This is a genomic window from Mesorhizobium sp. CA13 (assembly GCF_020165235.1).
Taxonomy (GTDB): domain Bacteria; phylum Pseudomonadota; class Alphaproteobacteria; order Rhizobiales; family Rhizobiaceae; genus Mesorhizobium.
In genome coordinates, this window is record NZ_JAIUHS010000006.1 from 24,366 (window position 1) to 39,253 (window position 14,888).

General features: G+C 65.0%; 15 protein-coding genes. 3 read left to right on the forward strand and 12 right to left on the reverse strand.

Annotation, left to right across the window (positions count from 1 at the left end):
* Positions 1-10 precede the first annotated feature (10 nt).
* Complete coding sequence (exbB, locus tag LB566_RS15810) at positions 11-955, reverse strand: tonB-system energizer ExbB (RefSeq protein ID WP_224625075.1); 945 nt, start codon at positions 953-955, stop codon at positions 11-13.
* A gap of 56 nt (positions 956-1,011) precedes the next feature.
* Positions 1,012-1,803 (reverse strand): ATP-binding cassette domain-containing protein, encoded by a 792-nt coding sequence (locus LB566_RS15815; RefSeq protein ID WP_224625076.1) that lies wholly within the window; start codon positions 1,801-1,803, stop codon positions 1,012-1,014.
* A gap of 215 nt (positions 1,804-2,018) precedes the next feature.
* Here LB566_RS15815 and LB566_RS15820 point away from each other — a divergent pair, with 215 nt between their 5' ends.
* A complete protein-coding gene (locus LB566_RS15820; RefSeq protein WP_224625077.1) occupies positions 2,019-2,696 on the forward strand; it encodes a cysteine hydrolase family protein in 678 nt (225 codons plus the stop codon).
* Here the strand turns inward: LB566_RS15820 and LB566_RS15825 are convergent.
* Entirely contained in the window at positions 2,643-3,659 is a 1,017-nt protein-coding gene (locus tag LB566_RS15825) for an LLM class flavin-dependent oxidoreductase (RefSeq protein ID WP_224625078.1), read from the reverse strand. The genes LB566_RS15820 and LB566_RS15825 overlap by 54 nt on opposite strands.
* Positions 3,660-3,796: 137 nt before the next feature.
* Positions 3,797-3,952: a hypothetical protein gene (locus LB566_RS15830; RefSeq protein ID WP_140492547.1), complete on the reverse strand. Its 156-nt coding sequence runs from the start codon at positions 3,950-3,952 to the stop codon at positions 3,797-3,799.
* 292 nt (positions 3,953-4,244) lie between these two features.
* On the opposite strand from LB566_RS15830, the gene LB566_RS15835 reads away from it, so the two are divergent.
* Positions 4,245-5,012, forward strand: coding sequence for an SDR family NAD(P)-dependent oxidoreductase (locus tag LB566_RS15835; RefSeq protein ID WP_140492551.1), 768 nt, complete (start codon positions 4,245-4,247; stop codon positions 5,010-5,012).
* A gap of 42 nt (positions 5,013-5,054) precedes the next feature.
* Here the strand turns inward: LB566_RS15835 and LB566_RS15840 are convergent, their stop codons facing one another.
* From LB566_RS15840 to LB566_RS15880, 8 genes are all read right to left on the reverse strand, one after another.
* Entirely contained in the window at positions 5,055-5,999 is a 945-nt protein-coding gene (locus tag LB566_RS15840) for an ABC transporter permease (protein ID WP_224625079.1), read from the reverse strand.
* Complete coding sequence (locus LB566_RS15845) at positions 5,996-7,051, reverse strand: ABC transporter permease (RefSeq protein ID WP_224625080.1); 1,056 nt, start codon at positions 7,049-7,051, stop codon at positions 5,996-5,998. The genes LB566_RS15840 and LB566_RS15845 overlap by 4 nt, the downstream gene beginning before the upstream one ends.
* On the reverse strand, positions 7,051-8,562 hold the full coding sequence (locus LB566_RS15850) for an ABC transporter ATP-binding protein (protein ID WP_224625081.1): 1,512 nt from the start codon (positions 8,560-8,562) through the stop codon (positions 7,051-7,053). Before LB566_RS15850 ends, LB566_RS15845 begins: the two co-directional genes overlap by 1 nt.
* 240 nt (positions 8,563-8,802) lie before the next feature.
* Complete coding sequence (locus LB566_RS15855) at positions 8,803-9,834, reverse strand: BMP family protein (RefSeq protein WP_224625082.1); 1,032 nt, start codon at positions 9,832-9,834, stop codon at positions 8,803-8,805.
* Between the two features lie 150 nt (positions 9,835-9,984).
* Complete coding sequence (pcaF, locus tag LB566_RS15860) at positions 9,985-11,190, reverse strand: 3-oxoadipyl-CoA thiolase (RefSeq protein WP_224625083.1); 1,206 nt, start codon at positions 11,188-11,190, stop codon at positions 9,985-9,987.
* Between the two features lie 169 nt (positions 11,191-11,359).
* Entirely contained in the window at positions 11,360-12,658 is a 1,299-nt protein-coding gene (locus tag LB566_RS15870; protein ID WP_224625084.1) for an NAD(P)/FAD-dependent oxidoreductase, read from the reverse strand.
* Positions 12,659-12,660: 2 nt separating this feature from the next.
* The gene (locus tag LB566_RS15875) at positions 12,661-14,028 is read right to left on the reverse strand and encodes a glutamine synthetase family protein (RefSeq protein WP_224625085.1); all 1,368 of its coding nucleotides are present in this window, start codon (positions 14,026-14,028) and stop codon (positions 12,661-12,663) included.
* A gap of 5 nt (positions 14,029-14,033) precedes the next feature.
* Positions 14,034-14,480: a glycosyltransferase gene (locus LB566_RS15880; protein ID WP_224625086.1), complete on the reverse strand. Its 447-nt coding sequence runs from the start codon at positions 14,478-14,480 to the stop codon at positions 14,034-14,036.
* On the opposite strand from LB566_RS15880, the gene LB566_RS15885 reads away from it, so the two are divergent.
* On the forward strand, positions 14,479-14,886 hold the full coding sequence (locus LB566_RS15885; protein ID WP_224625087.1) for a hypothetical protein: 408 nt from the start codon (positions 14,479-14,481) through the stop codon (positions 14,884-14,886). The two genes, LB566_RS15880 and LB566_RS15885, sit on opposite strands and share 2 nt — an antisense overlap.
* Positions 14,887-14,888 lie beyond the last annotated feature (2 nt).

Consider the following 14,888-nt stretch of genomic DNA (forward strand, 5'->3'; position numbering starts at 1 on the left):
TCTTGCCCCGCTACTGCGCCGCCAGCGCCGTTGCCGGCGCCACCGTGCGGAAATCGAGGTCGCGGCTGACCAGCCGCTCGACGCCAGCCGAGGCGTCGGCGAGGATCTGCCGGTAGCCGGCTATCGAGCGCGCAAAGACGTTGTAGATGACGACGGCCGGTATCGCGGCGACAAGCCCCATGGCGGTGGCGAGAAGGGCTTCGGCAATGCCCGGCGCCACCACCGCCAGGTTGGTGGTCTGCGCCTGCGAGATGCCGATGAAGGCGTTCATGATGCCCCACACGGTGCCGAACAGGCCGACGAAAGGCGCTGTCGAGCCGATCGTCGCCAGCAGTCCTGTGCCGCGCGACATGCGTCGCGCCGCCGCCGCCTCGATGCGTGACAGGCGCGAGGCCACCCGTTCCTTCAGCCCGTCGCCGCCGGCATGGTCGAGCGCGCCGGCCGAAAGTGCTGCTTCTTCCTCCGCCGCCCGCACCAGCAGGGCGCCGGTGCCGCCGTTACGGCCGAGCGCATGGCTCGCCTGCTTCAGCGTCGCGGCATTGCTGATGGCGCGCGCGGCGCGACGGGCGCCGAGCTTGCCGGCAAGCACTTCCAGCGATTTAGCCAGCCATATCGTCCAGGTGACGAGCGAGGCGAAGGCCAGCCCGATCATCACCGCCTTGACGATGATGTCGGCAGCCATGAACATGCCCCATGGCGACAGATCGTGCGGCAAGGTGAGCGCCGGCGTTGTCGAGGGCTCGGCCGCCGTGCCGGCCCCGGCTTGCGGCTGTGCAGGCGCCGCGGCTCCCACGGGAGCGGCAGGCGCGGTCGGCGCATTGAGGGCAGGCGCCGATGGTGCCGGCGCCGTGGTGGTGGCGGGCGCGCCGCTTGCCGGTTGCTCCTGTGCCGAAGCGCTGGCGGCCGTCAGCATGGCGGATGCAAACAGGGCTGCGGCCAAACCGGTTCTCGACATCGTCTTCTTCCTTGTTCTCACAGCCACCAGCCTTTCCTCGCGACAGTCCCGAAGCGTCACTGGACGTAGCCGACGGGCTGGCCGGTAAGGGGGTGCGCGAACACGCCCATCTCGACCCCGAAAATGCCCTTGAGCACATCGCCTTGCATGATTTCGCCGGGCGTGCCGCGCGTCAGCAGCCTGCCGTCCTTCAGGGCAATCAGCTCGTCGCAATAGCGCGCCGCCATGTTGGGATCGTGCAGCACCACGACGACGCAAAGGTCGCGCTTGCGGCTAAGTTCCCTGACCAGCCCAAGCACCTCGACCTGGTGGGCAATGTCGAGCGCCGAGATAGGCTCATCGAGCAGCATGACGCCGGCGTCCTGCGCCACCAGCATGGCGAGCCAGGCGCGCTGGCGCTCGCCGCCCGACAGCTCGTCGACCAGCCGGTTGGCAAAACCGGCCATGTCGGTCAGATCAAGCGCTTCCTCGACATGCCGTCTGTCGTCCTGGCCGAAGCGGCCGAGCGCGCCATGCCAGGGATAACGTCCGAGCGCTGCCAGCTCGCGCACGGTCAAGCCGGTCGCCGCCGGCGTCGTCTGCGGCAGATAGGCAAGCGCCCGCGCCAGTTCGCGCGCACCCCACTGCGCCAAAGGCCGCCTGGAGAAGGTGATGGCGCCAGAGCTTGCCGGCTGCTGGCGCGCCAAAAGCTTGACCAGCGTCGACTTGCCGGACCCGTTGTGGCCGATCAGCCCGTAGACGCGCGCGCGTTGCAATTCGAGCGAAACCGGACCGAGCAGCGTCCGCTCGCCCACGGCAAAGCGCACCGCGTCGATGTGGAAAGCAGTCTGGCTGTCGGCTCCGGTCAAGGTCCATCTCCAGTATGGCTGCGGGCATCAATCCGATTTTCGGGCAACCGTACCCGGTTGACTATGAAACATGACTTTGCTAGTCAACAATTAAGTCGATTTTTTGCGTCAACAAAATATCGTGACGCCTGATGCCGCTTTGAATTTCAGGCAACGAAGCGTTTCCGTGAAGCGATGAACCGCTCTAAGGTCTTCGCTGAAACAGGAAACCGCGCATGATCAAGGCGACACCCTTCGACTTCCCCTATGACGGCAGGCTTGTGGCCGAGAACACCGCGCTGGTCGTGATCGACCTGCAACAGGATTTCCTGTCGACGACGGGTTACTTCGCCAGGAAGGGATATGATCCGTCGCCGCTGAGAGCGATCCTGCCCGCGGTGAGTCGACTGATCGCCGCTGCCCGCGAGGCGGGCGTCAACATCGTCCATACAAGGCAGGGCTACCGGGCCGACATGGCCGACATGACACCTTACGAGAAATGGCGCCGCGGGCGGGCCGGCCTCGACGGCACCGAGATCCTGCTTCGTTCGGGTCCGGGTTTTCAGATCGTTCCGGAAATCGACGTCGCGCCGCAGGACATCATCGTCGACAAGACCTGCAACGGCGCCTTCACCTATACGGATTTCGAGCTCGTGCTGCGCGCGCGAGGCATCACGCATCTTCTGTTTTGCGGATGCACGACGGATGTCTGCGTGCACACGACGCTGCGCGAAGCCTGCGATCGCAACTTCCAGTGCCTGACGATCTCCGACGCCTGCGCCAGCGGCGACAGACGGGCGCATGAGGCGGCACTTCACATGGTGACGGTCGAAGACGGCGTCTTCGGCGCGCTGGCGGATTCAGGTGCGGTCATCGAAGGCCTGTCGCGGCTGGGTGGCGTGGATCGCCAATAAATTCCGTTCCGCCGTTCGGCCCATTGCCCGTGTTTCCAATCCCGTGCGCTGCGCGAAAGCCCCATGCTGGATTTCGCCGTCCTCGCGCCGCGCCAGCGAATTGCGCAGCAGCGCGATCGTCTCGCGGCCGACTGTCGCGATTTCGCGCGGCGTGTCGACACCGACGATCATGAATTCATCGATGCCGAGAGCCGCGTAAGCAAGCAGCGACAGGGCGGCCTGGGCCGGCGGACCGGAGACATCGACCGCCTTGTGCACTGCCGAGGAAACTCCCCGGTGGATGCGGACCGGAAGGGCGAAGCGCAGTCTGGCGGCCCGGCCATGTTCGGCGGCGGCGCCGCGCACCCGCTCCATCAACCGCCTGACATCGTCGATCGAACCGGGCGCCAGTTCGAAGACGTCGGCATGCCGGCCGGCCACTCTCAGCGCCGTGCCGGATTGCCCGCCCATGCGGATGACGAGGTCGGCACCATGTGGCCCCTTGCGCGGAACAAAGCCGCCCTTGATGCTGTAGAACGCGCCTTCATGGTCGAAAGGCCGCTCGTTCGACCATAGCCGCTTCAACAGAACCAGATATTCGTCGATGCGCTGCCAGATGACGCCGTGTCCGACCGGACGCGTTTCGGCATCGTCGTCGTTCAACGGCTCGCTGATCATCCTGAGCGCCAGGCGGCCGCCGCTGCGGGCGTCGATCGAGGCAAGCTGCCGCGCCGCCACGGTCGGTTCGACCACGCCGGCCCAATGGGTGAGGACCACTTCCAGCGACGAGCTGCGGTCCAGCACCTGGGCGGCAAGATCCATATTGGTCAGCAGGCCGGCCGGATCGTCGACCACGAGGTTGCGGAAACCGCCATCCTCGATCAGCGCCAGCCTGGTCGCCGTCTCGGCAAAGTCGTAGAAAAAGGAAACTGCGCTATCGGCAGGATGGGTCTTGCCGGGGACATGCGTGAATTCGATCGGCATTGCCATCTCCTCCATCTCTGGAATCACGGATGCGGTCAAATACGAATCAATGGCGCACGCGAAAGCGCACCGTGATCCGGTTCATTCAACTCCGATTGCCTGAAGGCGGTGGGTCGTCAGCCTGGCCGGACCACGGCTCAGGGAATGAGGCCCAGAACAACAGCCCCGGTGAACACGAACGCAAGGGCAAAGACGACATAGGCGAAAGCGCCGGCGTAGGCCGGACGAAAGCTCTGGGCATTGGCCAGCCTCTGGCCGCTGCTGCGGGTCTCGGTGTTCTGCATATAGGACATGTCGACCTCCGTCTCGCCGGTTAATCTATAAAAGTTGTAGACTTTGTCGATTGCTATTTTTCGGCCATGCGCAGAATTTTTTTCTAATAGTGCCGTGAAAATTGGCGCTGAGTTGCTGCAGAGCGGCATCGACCTAATCGACAGACATTGCAGTGTTGGTTTCGCTCCGGCGCTGGACAGCGCTTCACTTGCTGATCCATTCGTGCATTGGCGCGCCCCGCGCGGGCAGGATAGCATCGCGGCAGAGCGACAATGCGAGATCGTCCAAAGGACATTTAGGAGGAGCAAGGAAATGGGAGCAAGACTGGCCGGCAAGGTCGCCATCGTTTCGGGCGGCGCGACGGGAATGGGCGGGGCGGCCTCGGAACTGTTCGCGGCGGAAGGCGCAAAGGTGGCGATCATCGACCGCAATGGCGAAGCGGCGGCAGCCACCGCCGCGGCGATCCGGGCGCGCGGCCAAATCGCGGAGCATTTTGTCGCCGACGTTTCCGACGAGGCGCAGGTCGAGGCGGCCGTGAAGGGCGCGGCCGAGAAGTTCGGCGCGGTTACCGTCCTGTTCAATCATGCCGGCACCATCGTGATAAAGCCGTTCCTGGAGACCAGCGTGCAGGAATGGGATTGGCTGCATGCCGTCAATGTGCGCTCAATGTTCCTGATGACCCGCGCCGTGCTGCCCGGCATGATCGCGGCCGGCGGCGGCTCGATCGTCTGCACCTCATCGATCTCAGCGGTGGCGGCGACGCCGAACGAAGTGCTCTACGACACCACCAAGGGCGCCTGTCACATGTTCGCGCGCGCCATCGCCGTGGAGTTCCGCGACCGCAACATCCGCTGCAACGCCGTCTGCCCCGGTTTCATTCGCACACCGCATGGCCTGCGCGAGGTCGCCGATCTGGGCAAGCTCGGCGTCGATGTTTCCGACGCGGCGTTGGCTGCACAGCAGGGGCGGATCGGCGAACCGGAAGAGGTGGCAAAGGCGGCGCTGTACCTCGCCAGCGACGAGTCGAGCTTCGTCAACGGGGCCCATCTGTTCGTCGACAATGGTTTTACCGCGATGTGAGGTGTCCCAAGGTCCAGGGTCTTCGTCCCAAGCCCTACTCGTCTATCGTTCTTCCCGTCTAAACGGCTTCAGCAGTGCCGATGGCGCCACCGCATTGCGCGACATCACCGCCATGGCGACGATGGTGAAGATGAAGGGCAGCATCAGGAACGCCTCGTAGGGAATATGCCCGAGACCACTCGCCTGCATGCGCAACTGCAAGGCATCGACAAAGGCGAATAGCAATGCCGCCCCCGCCGAGCGCCACGGGTCCCAGCGGCCGAACACGACGAGTGCGATCGCCACCCAGCCGCGCCCGGAGACGACGCCGAAGGTGAAGGCGTTGAACTGCGCCATCGACAGGAAGGCGCCGGCCAGCCCCATCAGCGCGCCACCCAGGATGACCGCCTGGAATCGCGTGGCGATGACGCTGACGCCGGCCGAGTCCGCGGCTCGCGGGTTTTCGCCGACCATGCGCACCGACAGGCCCCATGGCGTGCGATAGAGCACGAAGGCGGCAAGCGGTATGGCCAGGATCGCCATGTAGACCAGTGTGAACTGGTTGAACACCGCCGGGCCAAGCACGGGAATGTCGGAGAGGATCGGGATCGGCAGCGGCTGAAAACCCTTGATGCTCGGCGGCACCGATTGCTGGCCGAAGATCAGCCGGTAGAGGAAATAGGCCAGACCCGACGAAAGCAGCGTCACGCCGATGCCGCAGACATGCTGGCTCAAGCCCAGCGCCACCGTGACCAGCGCATGCAGCGCCCCCATCAGCATACCGGTCAGTACCGCCGCCAGGACGCCCAGCCACAGGTTGCCGCTGAGGCTGGCGGCGGTGAAGCCGGTCATGGCCGACAACAGCATGATGCCTTCGATACCGAGATTGAGCACGCCGGCGCGCTCGGAGAACATTTCGCCGAGCGTGGCGAAAGCCAAGGGCGTGGCGATGCGGATGATGGCGGCCAAGAAGCCGACCTGGAAGATCTGTTCGAACACCGCGCTCATTGGGCGGCTCCGACGCGGCGGATGCGATAGGCGGTGAACAGCAGCGCCACCAGCATGGCAAGCAGTGCCGTGCCCTGGATGACATCGCTGAGGAAGGCCGGCACGCCGGTCGCGCGCGACATCGCCTCGGCGCCGGTCATCACGGCAGCCAGGAAGATCGCCGCCGGCACCACGCCGAGCGGGTTGAGCCGCGCCAGCATGGCAACGACGATGCCGGAATAGCCGTAGCCCGGCGAGATGTCGCTCATCACCTGGAAATGCACGCCGCCGACCTCGCCGACGCCGGCGAGGCCCGCCAGCGCACCAGAGAGCAGCGCCGTCGAGAGCAGCACCCGGTGGACATTGATGCCGCCATATCTGGCCGCTTCCGGATTCTCGCCGGTGACCCGGATTCGGAAGCCGAGCGTGGTGCGCACGATCAGGAACCAGATCAACGGTGCCGCGATAAGCGCGGCGATGACGCCGAGATGCAGCCGCGTGCCCTCGATCAGCACCGGGAAATTGGCCGAATCCTCAATCGGCGGCGAGATCGGATAGCCGCTGAAACTATCCTTCCACGGCCCTTCGATCAGCGCCATCAGCGCATAATAGATGACCGAATTGAGCAGCAGCGAACTGACGACGTCGTCGACCTTGAATTTCACCCGCAGCGTTGCCGGCACGAGCGCGACGGCTGCACCGGCCGCAGCGCCTGCCAGCGCCATCAAAAGCATGGCGAGCGGTCCCGGCATCGGGATCGCGCCGACGAAGCAACTCGCCACCGCGCCGGCCAGCAATTGCCCTTCGGCGCCGATGTTCCAGAATTTGGCGCGGAAGGCGACAGCCACCGCCAGCCCGGTGAAGATCATGGGTGCGGCCCGCACCAGCGTTTCGGTGATCGCATAGCTGTCGCCGAGCGACGCCGTGAACATAACGCCGTAGGATTCAAGCACGCCGGCGCCGGCCAGCGCGATCAGGCCGCTGCACAGCACCAGCGCCGCACCGATCGCCAGCAGCGGCAAAGCCAGGTTGAACCAGGCTGGCGTCGAGTTGCGGACTTCGAGGCGGAACATCAGCTATGGCCCTCCGCCCCGGTCATCAGCAGCCCCAGCCGTGCGATCGTCGCATCGGCGCTGGGAAGCGTGCCGGCGATGCGCCCCTCATACATCACCGCGATGCGGTCGCACAGCACAAGCAACTCCTCCAGATCCTCGCCGATGACGATGATGCCGCAGCCCTTGGCGCGCATGTCGAGGAATTTCTCATGGATGAAGCGGGCGGCTCCGATATCGAGGCCGCGTGTCGGCTGCGAGACGACAAGCACCTTCGGATCGAAGGCGAGTTCGCGCGCCAAAAGCGCTTTCTGCAAATTGCCGCCGGACAGCGCACCGGCACGCGTCATCGGCCCGGGGCACCTGATATCATAGGCCTTGATCTGCGCCTCGGCGAAGGCGCGGATCGCATCCGGCTTGAGCAGGCCCTTGCTGCTGAACGAGGCGGTGCCGATGCGCGGCAGCACCATGGAATCGGCGAGCGGCAAATTGGTGACCAGCCCGGTTGTCATGCGGTCTTCCGGGATGCGGCCGAGTCCCAGCGCCTGCACCTCGCGCGGCGAGAAGCGTGCCACTTGTTTGCCGGCGATCGTCATCCGGCCGGCATCAGGCGCAAGCACGCCCGAGATCACCTCTGCCAGCGCCCGCTGGCCATTGCCGGAGACACCGGCAATGCCGAGGATCTCGCCGGCGCGCACGGATAGCGACACATCGCGCAGCGGCGTGCCCGAATGGCTCGAGGTGGAAATGCTGTCGAGAGTGAGCACCGCTGCCCCCGGCGTCGGCGGCCCCTTGGCCGGCGGCACGATCTCTTGGCCGCACATCAGTCGCGCCATTTCCGCTGACGTGGTGTTGGCCGGATCGTCGACGCGGCCGGCGACGCAGCCATGCCGCAGCACCGTGCAGCGGTGGGTGAGCGCGCGCACCTCGTTGAGCTTGTGCGAGATGAAGATGATGCCCAGGCCCTGCGCCGCCATCGACCGCAAGGCCGAAAACAGCCCGTCGACTTCGCTCGGCGCCAGCACCGCGGTCGGCTCGTCGAGAATCAGCAGTTTTGCGCCACGAAACAGCGCCTTGACGATCTCGAGACGTTGCTGCTCTCCGACAGACAGCGCCGAGACCGGCAGGCTGGGATCGAGTGTCAGCCCGTGCTGGCGGCTGATTTCGGCCAACCGCGCCAGTCCGCCGGACCGGTCGATCCGTCCGGACTTGCCTGGCATGCCGATAAGCAGGTTTTCCAGCACCGTAAGCCGTGGCGCCAGGTGAAAATGCTGGTGCACCATGCCGATGCCCGCGGCCAGCGCATCGGCCGAACTGGTGATCCGCACCTTCCGGCCCTGGATGAGGATCTCGCCGGCGTCGGGCGCATAGGCGCCGAACAGCACGTTCATCAGCGTCGTTTTTCCGGCGCCGTTCTCGCCCAGCAGGCCGAGGATCTCGCCGGGCGCCACGCTGAGGTCGACGGCTTCGTTCGCCTTGACGGCGCCGAAACTCTTGGTGATGCCACGCATTTCGATGAGGGGGGCAGGCAAGGGGGAATCCTGGTGAGAATTGGCTTTGCGATTCAGTCCGATAGAGATGCGCTGCACCCCCCTCTGGCCTGCCGGCCATCTCCCCCTAAAGGGGGATCAGATGTCACTTCGGCTTTCGCCAATCTGCACCGTTTGAAGAGACAAGCACCGCCGGCGAAGCTGCCAATCTCCCCCCTCGAGGGGGAGATGTCCGGTAGGACAGAGGGGGGCGCCACGCGCCAACCCCTCAAATAACGACACTCAATCCGAGACCGGCGTATTCTCGTCGACATCCACCCGGAAATTGCCTTCGAGAATCTCGGCCTTCTTCTTCTCGACCATGTCCTTGACCTCGGCTGGCAGCGTCTTGTCGAACTTATGGTAAGGCGCGAGGTGAGAACCGCCCTTGGCCATGCGCGAGAAATCGCCATAGTCCTGCGCCGTGAAGACGCCGGCCTTGACCAGCTTGATCGCCTGTTCGACGGTCGGATACATGTCCCAGACCGGGCCGGTGATGACGGTGTCGGGACCAAGGCTCGACTGGTCGGACATGTTCGAGATGGCGTAGATCTTCTTCTCAACCGCCGCTTCGATGACTCCGAAACGCTCGGCATAGATGACGTCGACGCCGGCGTCGATCTGCGCCACCGCCGCTTCCTTGGCCTTGGGCGGGTCAAAGAAGGAACCGATGAAGGCGACCTTCTTCTTGATGTTCGGATTGACCTCCTTGGCGCCGGCGAAGAAGGCGTTGACCAGCCGGTTCACTTCCGGAATGCCCATCGCCGCGACGGCGCCGATCGTGCCCGACTTCGACATCTTGCCGGCGATCATGCCAGAGAGATAGGCGGGCTCGTGGATCCAATTGTCGAAGACGCCGAAATTCGGCTCCGCCGGCCCAGCGCCGGAGCCGAACAGCCAGGCAGTCTTCGGGAACTGCTTGGCCGTGCGGCGCGATTCACGCTCGGCAGCGAAGGCATCGCCCAGCACCAGTTCATAGCCGCCCTGTGCATATTCGCGCATGACGCGGCTGAAGTCGGCGGTCTGTACCTTCTCGGACCATTTATACTCGATGCCGAGTTCCTTCTCGGCCTTCTGCAAAGCGACATGGATCTGGTTGTCCCACGGCTCCTCGATGGGCGTGGCGAAGATCGCCGCCACTTTCAGCTTCTTGTCCTTGGCGAAGGCGGCGCCCGGCAGCATCGCCGTAGCCAGGCCAAGCGCGCCCAGCTCCAGCACGTTGCGCCGCGAAAGGCCTTCGCGCGTTGAACGGGATTTGTTCTTCCGGTTTTCCATTGCAGTCCCCTCTGTTCGACAGCCGTGTCGAGCCGGCCGTTCTAAAAATCAGACGGGGAACTATGGAACGGGTCCGGACTTTTGTCCACATGGTCAAATTTGGCAGAGCGATCATATCCGCTCTCCTGGACTAGCTGGGAAGGTGATTGTTCAGACCCGTTCTAGCGCGATGGCGATGCCCTGGCCGACGCCGATGCACATCGTCGCCAGCGCGTAACGGCCGCCGCGTTCGCGCAGCTCCAGCGCCGCCGTGCCGGAGATGCGCGCGCCCGACATGCCCAAGGGGTGGCCGAGCGCGATGGCGCCGCCATTCGGGTTGACGTGCGGCGCATCCTCCGCGATGCCGAGCTGGCGCAGCACGGCGATGCCTTGCGAGGCGAAGGCTTCGTTGAGCTCGATGACGTCGAACTGTTTTGGCGTCAGGCCAAGCCGCGCGCACAGTTTTTGCGTTGCCGGCACCGGACCGATGCCCATGATGCGTGGTGCAACACCAGCGGCGGCGCCGCCGAGTACGCGGGCGATCGGCGTCAGGCCGTATTTCCTGGCCGCCGCTTCCGAAGCGACGATCAGCGCCGCCGCGCCGTCATTGACGCCCGACGCATTGCCGGCTGTCACCGTGCCGCCTTGGCGGAAAGGCGTCGGCAATTTGGCGAGCGCTTCCACCGTGGTACCGGCGCGTGGGTGCTCATCTCGTGAGACGACCACCGCATCGCCCTTGCGCTGCGGGATCGTAACCGGCGTGATTTCCTTCGCCAGCCGGCCATTGGCCTGCGCGGCGACGGCCTTGTCCTGGCTGCGCACCGCGAAAGCGTCCTGGTCCGCGCGTGAAACCGAAAAATCCTCGGCGACGTTCTCGCCGGTCTCGGGCATGGAATCGACGCCATACTGGTTCTTCATCAGCGGGTTGACGAAGCGCCAGCCGATCGTGGTGTCGTAGATCTCGGCATTGCGTGAAAACGCCGTGTCAGCCTTGGGCATGACGAAGGGCGCCCGGCTCATCGATTCGACGCCGCCGGCGATCATCAGTTCGGCCTCGCCAGCCCTGATTGCGCGGGCGGCGATGGTCAGCGCATCCATGCCGGAGCCGCACAGGCGGTTGACGGTCGAGCCCGGGATTTCCTTCGGCAGGCCGGCCAGCAGCAGCGCCATGCGCGCCACGTTGCGGTTGTCCTCGCCGGCCTGGTTGGCGCAGCCATAGACAACGTCGTCGACCGCCTGCCAGTCGACGCCGGCATTGCGCTCGACCAGCGCCTTCAGCGGAATGGCGCCGAGGTCGTCGGTGCGCACCGCGGACAGCGAGCCGCCAAAGCGCCCGATCGGCGTGCGGATATAGTCGCAAATATAGGCTTCGGCCATGACAGGCAGCTCTCCCATTTCCCTCATGCGCCGCCTTGGACGGCGCGTGCGGGTCGCGCAATGTCTTCAGTTCGAGTTCGCCTGGCGCCGGCGTTTCGTCAAGCGCCTGCGCGAACTTAAGCAGCCAGCCACAGCCCGCCTGCACCTGGCGACAGCCTTGGCCCCGAGCTCAATGCTTGATCCTGTCCCTCATCGCGTACCACAGCATTCCCAGCACGTAGAGCGGACCGCGCAGCGCCGTGCCTCCGGGGAAGGGCCTCGGGGTCAACGTCGAGAACAGGTCGAGCCGCGAAGCGTCGCCCGTGATCGCCTCGGCGAGCAGCTTGCCAGACAGCGTCGACAGGATGACGCCCTTGCCGGAATAGCCGTGCGCGTAATAGACCTCGCCATAGTGCCCGACATGCGGCAGTCGCGACGTCGTCACCGACACCAGCCCACCCCAGGCATGATCGATGCGACAGCCCTTGAGTTGCGGGAAGGTGGCTTCCAGATGCGGCCGCACGAAGCCGGCAATATCGGCCGGCGGCGATGGCGTGTAGCGCTCGCCGCCGCCGAACAGCAGGCGGCCGTCCGCCGACATGCGGTAATAGTTGACGACGAAACGCGTGTCGGACACCGCGACATTGGCCGGGATGACGCTGCGCGAGCCCTCCAGCGGCTCGGTGGCGACGATGTAGTTGCCGACCGGCATTATGCGGCTGTTGACGCGCGGCTCCAGCCCATTGAGCAGCGCATCGCCAGCCAGCACGACATGCTTTGCCCGCACCGATCCCTTTGATGTCGAGACCCGGATCGAAGGCTCGCGCTCAAGCCGCACGGCCACCGAATTCTCGTGGATGACGACGCCCGCCGCGCTTGCAGCGCGGGCAAGCCCGAGCGTGTAATTCAAGGGATGCATGTGGCCGCCGAGCGGCTCGTACATCGCGCCGTGATAGGGCGTGTCGACCTTAGCCCGCGCCTCTCCCGCCGACAGGATCTCGACGTCGCGGAATCTCATCACGCTCTCGAGGCATTTCGCCTCTTCCTCCAGATCCCTGAGATCGGAGCCGTTGACCGCGCCGACCAGATGGCCGGTCAGCCTGAGATCGCAATCGATCGCATGGCGCTCGATGATGTCGAGTACCAGGCTGCGCGCCTCGAAGGCGAGGTCGAACAGCGCCTTCGCCCGTTCAGGCCCGTAAAGCTTGACCAGGCCCTTGGCGCCCTTGCGCAGGCCGGGGATCATCTGGCCGCCATTACGGCCCGAAGCGCCCCAGCCGATCTTGCCGCCTTCCAGCAGCACCACCTTCAAGCCGCGTTCGGCGGCGTGGAGAGCGGCCGACAGACCGGTGCAGCCGCCGCCGACGACCACCAGGTCGGCCTCGGCATCGCCGATGAGTGCAGGATGGTCCGGCGCCGGATTGGCGGTGGCGACATAGTAGGACTTGCCGATGTCGAGACCGGAATTGAAACCCATTGAAGATGCCATGATCACACCTTCAACAGCAGGTGGTCGCGTTCCCAGCTCGTCACCACGCTCTGGAACAGGTCGAGCTCGACGCTTTTCACGCGCAGATAGGTCTGGAAGAAGTCCTCGCCGAGCAGTTTGCGCACCGGTTCACAGGCCTCGAAACGATCCAGCGCCTCCTCCATCGTTTTCGGCAGCGTGCTCTTGATCTTGTAAGCATTTCCGGATGCTTCCGCCGAGCGCGCCAGCTTCTGTTCGACGCCCAGATAGCCCGCCAGAAGCGAGCCGGCGATCGCCAGATACGGGTTGCAATCGGCACCCGGCAGCCGGTTCTCCACCCGCCGCGCAGCGCGCCCGCCGGCCGGTACTCGCAGGCCGCAGGAGCGGTTGTCATGCGACCATTCGATGTTGGCCGGCGCACTGTGGTTCGGTCTAACGCGCCGGAACGAGTTCACGTTTGGCGCGAACAGCGGCATGATCTCGGGAATGTATTTTTGCAGGCCGCCGATGAAATGACCGAACATGGCGGTATCGGCATCGTCACTGCGGGCAAACAACGTGTTGCCGGCCTCGTCGATGACGGACATGTGCAGATGCATCGAGCTGCCGGCCTGTGCGGCGATCGGCTTGGCCATGAAGGTCGCATACATGCCGCCTTGCTGGGCGGCCTGGCGCGTCAGCCGTTTGAACAGCAGCACCTTGTCGGCCAGCGGCAGCGCGTCGCCGTGCAGGAAGTTGATCTCCAGCTGCCCCGGTCCCGATTCATGGATCAGCGTGTCGAGCGGCAGTCCGGCGGCCGCCGCATAGTCATAGACGCGCCGGACCACCGGTTCGTATTCCTCGAGCGCCGCCATGTCGTAGGGATGCTGCACCGCCTCGGCGCGGCCATTGCCGCCGGTCGGCGCGGTCAGTGGCTTGTCCGGATCGGGATTGGGCGCGGTCAGGTAGAATTCGAGCTCCGGCGCCACCACCGCCCGCCAGCCGCGCTGCCGGTAGAGATCGAGCACGGCGCGCAGAACATGGCGCGGCGAGGCCATCCATGGCCGGCCGTCCATGTGGAAGGCGTCGGCGAAGACGTAGGCCTTGCCGGCGCCCGGCGCCAGGCAAAGCGTCGAGACATCGGGCACCATGCGCATGTCGGGGTCCGAATACGCAAACCCCTCGTCGATGGAACCGGAATAGCGGCCGTCTATGCTGACCAGGAAGGCGCTGCTCGGCAGATAAAGCGCACGGTCTTCCAGCGCCTTGAGGAATTTTACCGTCGGCAGCGTCTTGCCGCGTAGCACGCCATTCATGTCGGGCACAAGGCATTCGACCTCGTTGATGCCGTGCTGCGCCAACCAGGCCTTGGGATCGGTGGAGGGCGCGGTATTCGTGTTCTTCTCAAGCATTTCGTTCAAGTCCGTATCAGAGAGAGTATGGCTTGCGCGGCCACGTCCGTTCCGGGGTTCAGCGCCATCTGGGCTGCATTTCCCTTGAGGCGGGCGCGCATGGCGTCGTCGGCCAGCAGGCCGAGAATGGCTCTCTCCAATACTCCTTCGGTCCAGCCGTCACGACCGATATGGTCGCCGGTGCCGGTCTCTTCGGCGCGGCGTGCATTGTCGTGGCCGTCCCGGCAATAGGGCATGATCAGCGACGGCACGTCGAAGCGCAGCGCCTCGCAAAAGCTGTTGTCGCCGCGATGATGGCTAAACAGTTCCGACTTCGCCACCGCCGAGGGCTGCGGGAACCAGGCGTCGAGAGAGACATTGTCCTGCACCGCGCGGTAAGCGTCGGGCAGACCGCCGACATGACGATGAAGCGCGCCGGCAGCTTGTCGGCGAGACGCCGGAAAGGCCGGCATGGCAGATGAAGGCGGGCGCCACGCGCACGCACGGCCTGCGCGATGCCGATGCAATCCAACGCCGCGCCAAAGCTTGCTTCGGGAAACAGCGCGATGTTCGGGCTGGCTTTACGCGTCAATTATTCCTCTTCATTCCGGCTGGCTGACCATGCCGAACAGCGCGGGAGCGCCGCGGCCGCCTGCTTGCGGTCGCAGTTTGCGAGAGCCGCAGATGGACGCAAAGCAGATCGGCAGTCACCTAATACTGCCGGCTTTCGAGCTGGTCGAGTATTTTCAGATGTTCGCGCAGCGATTGCCGCAGCCGGAAGAGGTTGGCGGCCGCCGGCATCTATGCCGGCAGCCGCCGCAGCTTGAGGTGATCGGACAAGGCATCCGCCACGAAGCGGTTGGCCGCAAACACATGTGAGG